General features: G+C 56.3%; 15 protein-coding genes. 14 read left to right on the forward strand and 1 reads right to left on the reverse strand.

Translation table 11 applies throughout. The features are described from left to right. Positions 1 to 3: 3 nt before the first annotated feature. On the reverse strand, positions 4 to 618 hold the full coding sequence (locus C6W55_RS09725; protein ID WP_286892497.1) for a LexA family protein: 615 nt from the start codon (positions 616 to 618) through the stop codon (positions 4 to 6). Between the two features lie 170 nt (positions 619 to 788). On the opposite strand from C6W55_RS09725, the gene C6W55_RS09730 reads away from it, so the two are divergent. The 14 genes from C6W55_RS09730 to C6W55_RS09795 form a co-directional block, all read left to right on the forward strand. Continuing rightward, entirely contained in the window at positions 789 to 1,013 is a 225-nt protein-coding gene (locus C6W55_RS09730) for a helix-turn-helix transcriptional regulator (protein ID WP_286892498.1), read from the forward strand. Positions 1,014 to 1,143: 130 nt separating this feature from the next. Then, the gene (locus tag C6W55_RS09735; RefSeq protein ID WP_286892499.1) at positions 1,144 to 1,359 is read left to right on the forward strand and encodes a hypothetical protein; all 216 of its coding nucleotides are present in this window, start codon (positions 1,144 to 1,146) and stop codon (positions 1,357 to 1,359) included. A 20-nt stretch (positions 1,360 to 1,379) separates the two neighbouring features. After that, on the forward strand, positions 1,380 to 2,189 hold the full coding sequence (locus C6W55_RS09740) for a phage antirepressor (protein WP_286892500.1): 810 nt from the start codon (positions 1,380 to 1,382) through the stop codon (positions 2,187 to 2,189). Beyond that, on the forward strand, positions 2,186 to 2,344 hold the full coding sequence (locus C6W55_RS09745; RefSeq protein ID WP_286892501.1) for a hypothetical protein: 159 nt from the start codon (positions 2,186 to 2,188) through the stop codon (positions 2,342 to 2,344). The genes C6W55_RS09740 and C6W55_RS09745 overlap by 4 nt, the downstream gene beginning before the upstream one ends. Positions 2,345 to 2,361: 17 nt before the next feature. Beyond that, the gene (locus tag C6W55_RS09750) at positions 2,362 to 2,607 is read left to right on the forward strand and encodes a hypothetical protein (protein WP_286892502.1); all 246 of its coding nucleotides are present in this window, start codon (positions 2,362 to 2,364) and stop codon (positions 2,605 to 2,607) included. Then, on the forward strand, positions 2,604 to 2,864 hold the full coding sequence (locus tag C6W55_RS09755; RefSeq protein ID WP_286892503.1) for a hypothetical protein: 261 nt from the start codon (positions 2,604 to 2,606) through the stop codon (positions 2,862 to 2,864). Before C6W55_RS09750 ends, C6W55_RS09755 begins: the two co-directional genes overlap by 4 nt. After that, entirely contained in the window at positions 2,861 to 3,040 is a 180-nt protein-coding gene (locus C6W55_RS09760) for a hypothetical protein (RefSeq protein WP_286892504.1), read from the forward strand. The genes C6W55_RS09755 and C6W55_RS09760 overlap by 4 nt, the downstream gene beginning before the upstream one ends. Beyond that, complete coding sequence (locus tag C6W55_RS09765; RefSeq protein ID WP_286892505.1) at positions 3,027 to 3,203, forward strand: hypothetical protein; 177 nt, start codon at positions 3,027 to 3,029, stop codon at positions 3,201 to 3,203. The genes C6W55_RS09760 and C6W55_RS09765 overlap by 14 nt, the downstream gene beginning before the upstream one ends. Positions 3,204 to 3,345: 142 nt before the next feature. After that, positions 3,346 to 3,894, forward strand: coding sequence for a DUF5406 family protein (locus C6W55_RS09770; protein ID WP_286892506.1), 549 nt, complete (start codon positions 3,346 to 3,348; stop codon positions 3,892 to 3,894). After that, the gene (locus C6W55_RS09775; protein ID WP_286892507.1) at positions 3,894 to 4,277 is read left to right on the forward strand and encodes a hypothetical protein; all 384 of its coding nucleotides are present in this window, start codon (positions 3,894 to 3,896) and stop codon (positions 4,275 to 4,277) included. Before C6W55_RS09770 ends, C6W55_RS09775 begins: the two co-directional genes overlap by 1 nt. A 5-nt stretch (positions 4,278 to 4,282) precedes the next feature. Further along, entirely contained in the window at positions 4,283 to 4,534 is a 252-nt protein-coding gene (locus C6W55_RS09780; protein ID WP_286892508.1) for a hypothetical protein, read from the forward strand. Next, complete coding sequence (locus C6W55_RS09785) at positions 4,500 to 4,811, forward strand: hypothetical protein (protein WP_286892509.1); 312 nt, start codon at positions 4,500 to 4,502, stop codon at positions 4,809 to 4,811. Before C6W55_RS09780 ends, C6W55_RS09785 begins: the two co-directional genes overlap by 35 nt. After that, a complete protein-coding gene (locus tag C6W55_RS09790) occupies positions 4,796 to 6,142 on the forward strand; it encodes a DEAD/DEAH box helicase (RefSeq protein WP_286892510.1) in 1,347 nt (448 codons plus the stop codon). The genes C6W55_RS09785 and C6W55_RS09790 overlap by 16 nt, the downstream gene beginning before the upstream one ends. Continuing rightward, positions 6,139 to 6,434: hypothetical protein (locus tag C6W55_RS09795; protein ID WP_286892511.1), on the forward strand; the 296-nt coding region annotated here is incomplete at its 3' end. The genes C6W55_RS09790 and C6W55_RS09795, both read left to right, overlap by 4 nt.

Consider the following 6,434-nt stretch of genomic DNA (forward strand, 5'->3'; position numbering starts at 1 on the left):
GACTCACACCTCCTGTTCTTCCCTAAAATGCCCCATATACACACCGCAAATGTGAACTTCATTCGGCCTAACCTCAATCACTTCGTACTCATCATTCTCCGGCTCAAGTCGGATGAGCGGCGAATCCGCAGACCAACGAATTCGTTTTAATGTGCCTTCTTCGTTATCATTAATGAGGGCCGCCACAATTTGTCCGTTGTAGTCGGCCCATGTTGCTTTTTTGAAATATACGATGTCGCCGTCCTCGATCCCGGCGCCGATCATGGAGTCACCTTTGACGCGGAGCGCGAAGTCCGGTTGCCGTTTACGCGGGAATGGGTAATAGATGTACTCTTCGATATTTTGCTCTGCCAGCAGTCCGTCGCCAGCGCAGATCGTGCCGACGAGAGGGATGTTGGTTAAACCTGAATCCATTCCTTTCTTGTCATCCTCAGCAAAAATGTCATCAATATTGACTTGATATATAGCAGCCAGCTCTCTGATCATATTCAAGCTGGGCTTTCTGTTTTCATTTTCATAATGAGAGTATGTTTGTTTTGTTATCCCGAGCTTTTTAGCAACCTGCTCTTGCGTCCACCCCTCAAGCTTTCTAAGTTCTCTTAACTTTTTACCGTACATTTCACACTTTCCCTCCATTTGAACTTACCTTTCCGTAACTATTATACACAACCGAGCGAAAATGTAAACAATAAGTTGACACAAGGAATATTAAGGGTTGACAGTCAACATTTCGTTGATGTAGTATTAAGTCAACGGCTAGGCGACAAACTATTTGAGGGGGTGAGTCCGTGGATCAAATAAGAACCCAACGTAAGATCAGAGAGTTATCTCAAAATGAGGTAGCGTCGCAGTTGGGGATTAGTCGCCAATACTACAACTCCATCGAAAACGGCCGACGCACACCATCGGTGGAGTTGGCAAAGAAAATAGCCGTTTTGCTGGGGGCAGAATGGACAATTTTTTTTGACAGTGAAGTCAACAATAAGGCGACTAACAACGGGGTGAAGACATGAGCAGAGACGACGAAAAGCAAGCTAAAAAGATCAAGCTGCTCCGCGAAATCTACGAAGAGCTCAGATCGCTCGAAAAGCAAGGGACTAATTCTAATTTATCGGGGCAGCCGCAATGAAGGGATCGTCCACTATGAACATCGTGATCAAGAGTATGAACATCGACGGCTACAACATCCCCGTTCCGGCCGGTCTGTCGGAATTGATCAACCGGGCAGGAGCATGGACGACCGCGGAAATTCCGCCTCCGAAAGGCTATCGGCGGGAAGTAAAGCTGGTGAATGGTCGGTTGATCACGGAATACCAATACGTGGCTGAAAGCGAGTTGCCGGCTCGCGCTGCCGGTTGACGAAAGGAGGCGACTACCCAATGAACCAACCGCAAATTTTCAATCACTCAATGTTCGGTGATCTGCCAGTAATCATTTCGGATGGAACGGAATGGTTCGGAGCAACGGAAGCGGCGAAGGCATTGTCGTTTGCCAGACCTCATGATGCCATTACCAATCACGTGGATGAAGATGACTCCGCGGTCTACGGAGTCACCGACTCACTCGGCAGGCCCCAGCAAAAGAAGTTCATCAACGAATCCGGCCTTTATAGTCTGATCTTCGGTGCCGCCCGCCAAGGCAACAACCCGGAGATTCAAGAGAAGGCCAAACAATTCAAGCGCTGGGTCACAAGCGAAGTCCTTCCGGCTATCCGGCAGCATGGCGGCTATCTGACACCGCAGAAGATCGAAGAGGTGCTGCTCAATCCCGACACGATCATCGATCTGGCTCAACGACTCAAGCAGGCCAACGAAGAAAAGGCGAAGCTCGCCGCGAAGATCGAAGCCGACAAGCCGAAAGTCCTGTTTGCCGAAGCTCTGGAGACATCCGGTAACAGCATCCTGATCGGCGAGCTGGCGAAGCTGCTGAAACAAAATGGCGTCGAAATCGGCCAAAACCGGCTGTTTGAATGGCTCCGGCAGGAAGGCTACCTGATGAAGACCAAGGACGAACGCTGGAACGATCCGACGCAGAAAGCAATGGAGCTCGGATTGTTCGAGATCAAGAAGCGCACGATCAATTCGCCGGACGGCTCCGTGAGGACAGTCAAGACCACGAAGGTTACGCCGAAGGGGCAGATTTACTTTGTCAACAAGTTCAAGGCTGAAACGGCGGTGAACGCAGGGTGAGCGACAACATCAAAATCACGGACACGCCGGACGGTGGCTGCATCGTGGAGATGGACGGCGAGACCATTCGCTACAGCAAAGAAGAGATTGAAGAGATGGAGCGAGACTACAAAGACGCAATACTGCGACTGCTGAACCAAAAATACGCGCAATGAAAGGAGGCACCAATCCAATGACCAAACGCGACCACCTCAAGCGCGCCATCCTCAAGACCGAGGAGGCGATCGCAAAGCTCATTATCGCAAAGCGCGAGCTGCTCCACGCCCGCTCCGACCAGCACGTCCGGTTGGCGCTGGCACTGGCTGAGATAGAGGAAATTTACGATATCCTCACCGACCCGGCCTGCACGCCGGAGATCACAGAGGCTGATCTCGACGAGATCAGGGGCAACTTTTGCGGGGAGGTGACGGGGCAATGACCCAGTATTACGGACTGGCCTGGTACCGAAACACGGCGGGCGAACGCAAGACCATCATCATCCGCGACATCGCAGCCGAGCACCGGCACGAAGCCGAGCGCGAAGCGCGCCGGGTATGCCGATCCCGTGGCTACCTCTTCGAGGGCGTGTATCCGGTAGCCGCCGGACGCTACCAGCAGCGGAAGAAAGGCCGGCAGAAGCCGGCGCAGTCCAACCTGTGGTGGAAGCGGCCGGTACAGAAGGAGGCGACGACATGACCACTCACGACGAATACCGCGCCGCGCTCGCCGAGCATCAGGCCGCACAGGCGATGTTCGATCAGGCCGAGCCCGACCGAGTGGACGAGGCGGTGTACCGGCTGCGGGCGGCGGAGCTCAGGCTGGGGGCGGCGCCGCGGGCTCTGAAGGAGGCCCAACACCATGTCGCAAGCTGACGCGCATTGGCAAGAAGTTCTGAAACTGGCCGAAAAGCACGGCTTTATCGTTCAGGCGTTCGGCGGCGTCGCGGTGCTGGCAACCCATGCGGCGCAGAAAGAACAGTTCGGCGAAGACGGATATCGGCAGATTCAGAAAATGAACAGGCGGGAGGTGAACTGATCATGTCACGAAAGCAAAGGCTCCGCGTCTGCGGCAATCTGATGCAACTGATGTGCTGCGCGCAGTCGCCGGCAGCCCGGCGGGTGTACCGGAAGCAGCTTGAGCGGACAGCAGCACGCTTGAAAGGAGGTGACGCAGGCCAATGACCAGCAAACTGATGCCCGACCGCATTGACGACGACGTCGACGTGATCGACGCCTGGAAGATCCGGCGCGACATGAAGCTGGAGGAGCAGGCAGCGCAGGAAAAAGAAAAAATCCACCGCGGCAACGGTGGACAAATGAATCAGCTTATCAGCCCCATCATACCACAGGTGGGGCGGGGAGGGGAAGACATGAACAACTACATGGGAGACGGCGCATACCCGCGCCATGGTACGCACACGGTCGAAGTTCAGTTTCAGTCCGGCGATTACAAAGGGATGGTTATCGTCCAGGTTAAAGGCAACGTGATAGGCGCCTCGGTTATCGATTCCGCATTGGATTCCCTTGTTGACGGCGATTTTCAGCCGGATATGAGCCTTGGGCAGAATCATAGACACACCGTACCAATCAGCAGCGGCACGGAAGCCGGATATGTGAAGTATTACAGACTTTTCAATGCGTCCGGCGACGAGTTGCAAATCGATTACGACGACATCGCGGATTGCATCATCGGCGTCCAGATCGTCGGATGGGAGGCGAGCGACTGATGGCGGACAAAGTCAAACTGCCGCGCCATATCTGCGAGGCGCTGGACAAGGCAAAACAAGATCATCCTGATATTGATTTTCTCGCATGGCTTATTCCGCAATGGGAAGAAGAAGGCGGCTATAAAAAAGTCATTTACGATTTTTCAGCTAGCCCAAGGGATAACTCTTTCATCAAACTCATCGACGCCCTGCGCTACGGCTATGAGATCGAGGCCGAACCGATCACGGTCACCATCACGCCCGAGCAGCAGGAGCAACTCAGGCAAGCGTATGACAGGTACAGGAGTGCGCTCGATGAATTTTCCGGCGAATACCTCCGCGGCATTCGAGACGCGCTGACGCTGGCCGGCATCTCGATCCCGGGTATCCCGCCGAATGGATGACCGCCATGATGCAGCTCAAACCCACCATCACCCTCGAGCTCGACGGTCAGGAGGCCGCCATCATCGGCAGCGCGCTGCTTGAGCAAGCGCACCGGTGCCGGGACGAGACGCGGGCGCGCATGAACCGCATATTGGCCACGAAGATTTTCGAAGCGCGGCGGCGCCATCATGAGGCGGCTGCCGCGATATTGACTCAGCGCTATTTCGGGGAGGGATTGAGACATGCCGAACATCACCACACCGGCCCGGGACCTTGAGGTCGACCTCGCAATCTGCGAGGCGGCCACGCCAAGCCCCTATACAATCGAACCCTGCGGATGCGGCCATTCAGCCTGCAAGTACGTGTTCATCCGTAAAATCACACACTCTGATGGCCGCTTGTTACCGGAAGATGCTCGATTTGTTGCCGAAGCCCGCGAAGGCTGGCCGTATGCGATCCGGCGGGCGCTGGCGGCGGAGGCCGAGGTCGACCGGCTGCGCGATGAGATCCGGATGCTGCAGGAGCAGCTGGAGCAGCGATGCGCCCGGGCGTAATCCTGTTCCAGCACCAGCAAACGATCATCGCGAACGCCGAAGAGCGGATCCGGCGCGGGCTGCCGTTTTACGCGATCTTTGCGGAGCAGGGGACGTCGAAGACGCTGACGATGCTCGTCCTTGCGCTGCGCCTGTACAAGGTCGGCGCGATCCGGCACGCGCTGGTAGTGTGTCCAACAAGTGTCAGGGGGAGCTGGAGCCGGGATATCGACCGGTTCTTCTCCCCGCTCGAGCAGCGCCTGTTCGAACGGTTCCTGACCGTGACCACCTACGACCTCATCTGGCGCCGGCCGGAGCTGGACCGGGAATGGGACATGATGGTGCTCGATGAAAGTCATTTCATCAAGAACCGCACCAGTAACCGGTACCGCGGTCAAATTCGGATCATCGACGGCAAGCGTCGGCGGGCAACACACGGGATCGAACAGATCAGTCGGCGGTCGAAATATCGGTACATCCTGACCGGCACGCCGATCGGGAATAGCCGGTGGGAAGAAATCTGGGCGCAATTTGACTTTCTCAATCCGGACATTTTCGGCCCGTATTCGCACTTTGAAAAGCGGTATTGCATCTTGGGTAAATATTACAAGCCGGTGGCATACCGCAACGTCGACGAGCTCAAGGCGATCATCGCCCAGCACAGCATCTGGATCCGGAAAGCGGACTGTCTGGACCTGCCGGAAAAACTGCCGCCGGAGCGTCTGACGCTGGAGCTCGAGGAGCGGAAGTTGTACAAAGAGATGCTCCAGAACTACATCGCAGAGCTCGACATCGAGGCGAAGAATCCGCTGGCGCGCATGGTCAAACTGCGGCAGATGTGCAGCGGGCACATCCGGGACGACGCCGGCACGGTCCACCGGCTGAAATGCACGAAGCACGCGGCGCTAGATGAGTTTCTCGAGAACTGGGACAAGAAGCTTGTCATCTTTGCGGAATTCGAAGAGTCAATCAACGACATCTGCCGCGTACTGGAGCGGCGCAAGATACGCTACGTGACGCTCGACGGCCGGCAGCGGGACAAACAGGTCTGGAAGAGGTTCCAGGCGGAGCCGGACCTTCAGGTGATCGTCTGCCAGTACCGCTCGGCGGCCGCCGGGATCGACCTTTTCGCCGCGGACACCATGCTGTTTTATGAGCCGACACTCAGCAGTCAGACGTTCGAGCAGGCCTGTGACCGAATTCACCGTCCCGGTCAGCGCGAGAAATGCAGCTACATCCTATTCGAGACGGCAGGGACGGTTGAAAAGAAAATCTGGGACGCGCTCATGAAGCATCGCGATTTTAATGAGACGGAACTGCGCGCTTTCGTGGAGGAGGTGCGGAGGTCGTGAGAATCGGAAGTTCAGGTGGAACGCCAGTTCCCAATCGTGAAATCGAAGCCAAATCCAGCGGCAGCGGGCCTGTCATCACGTACCGGCTGAGTCCGGAGGAACTGGAGCGCGTGCGCCGCGGGGAACGGCTCGAGACGAGGAAGGAGGAAGCGACCATGTCGACCGCAACGGCGCCGAAAGCGCCGGATAAGATGGAAGTGCTGCGCCGGCTGGCGGCCGGGTGGAAGGTCAGCCGAATCGAGGAAGAGCTCGGCCTGAGTAAGGGAGCGCTGCACTATTGGATCGGGAAGTG

This window comes from Thermobacillus sp. (genome assembly GCF_003390775.1).
Classification (GTDB): domain Bacteria; phylum Bacillota; class Bacilli; order Paenibacillales; family Paenibacillaceae; genus Thermobacillus; species Thermobacillus xylanilyticus.

What these genes read in the sequence shown, in the direction of transcription:
- C6W55_RS09725 (WP_286892497.1), bottom strand. Translation starts at nt 618, where the DNA reads ATGTACGGTAAAAAGTTAAGAGAACTTAGAAAGCTTGAGGGGTGGACG.
- C6W55_RS09760 (WP_286892504.1), top strand. Translation starts at nt 2,861, where the DNA reads ATGACCACTCACGACGAATACCGCGCCGCGCTCGCCGAGCATCAGGCC.
- C6W55_RS09775 (WP_286892507.1), top strand. Translation starts at nt 3,894, where the DNA reads ATGGCGGACAAAGTCAAACTGCCGCGCCATATCTGCGAGGCGCTGGAC.
- C6W55_RS09755 (WP_286892503.1), top strand. Translation starts at nt 2,604, where the DNA reads ATGACCCAGTATTACGGACTGGCCTGGTACCGAAACACGGCGGGCGAA.
- C6W55_RS09735 (WP_286892499.1), top strand. Translation starts at nt 1,144, where the DNA reads ATGAACATCGTGATCAAGAGTATGAACATCGACGGCTACAACATCCCC.
- C6W55_RS09770 (WP_286892506.1), top strand. Translation starts at nt 3,346, where the DNA reads ATGACCAGCAAACTGATGCCCGACCGCATTGACGACGACGTCGACGTG.
- C6W55_RS09750 (WP_286892502.1), top strand. Translation starts at nt 2,362, where the DNA reads ATGACCAAACGCGACCACCTCAAGCGCGCCATCCTCAAGACCGAGGAG.
- C6W55_RS09765 (WP_286892505.1), top strand. Translation starts at nt 3,027, where the DNA reads ATGTCGCAAGCTGACGCGCATTGGCAAGAAGTTCTGAAACTGGCCGAA.
- C6W55_RS09790 (WP_286892510.1), top strand. Translation starts at nt 4,796, where the DNA reads ATGCGCCCGGGCGTAATCCTGTTCCAGCACCAGCAAACGATCATCGCG.
- C6W55_RS09780 (WP_286892508.1), top strand. Translation starts at nt 4,283, where the DNA reads ATGATGCAGCTCAAACCCACCATCACCCTCGAGCTCGACGGTCAGGAG.
- C6W55_RS09740 (WP_286892500.1), top strand. Translation starts at nt 1,380, where the DNA reads ATGAACCAACCGCAAATTTTCAATCACTCAATGTTCGGTGATCTGCCA.
- C6W55_RS09785 (WP_286892509.1), top strand. Translation starts at nt 4,500, where the DNA reads ATGCCGAACATCACCACACCGGCCCGGGACCTTGAGGTCGACCTCGCA.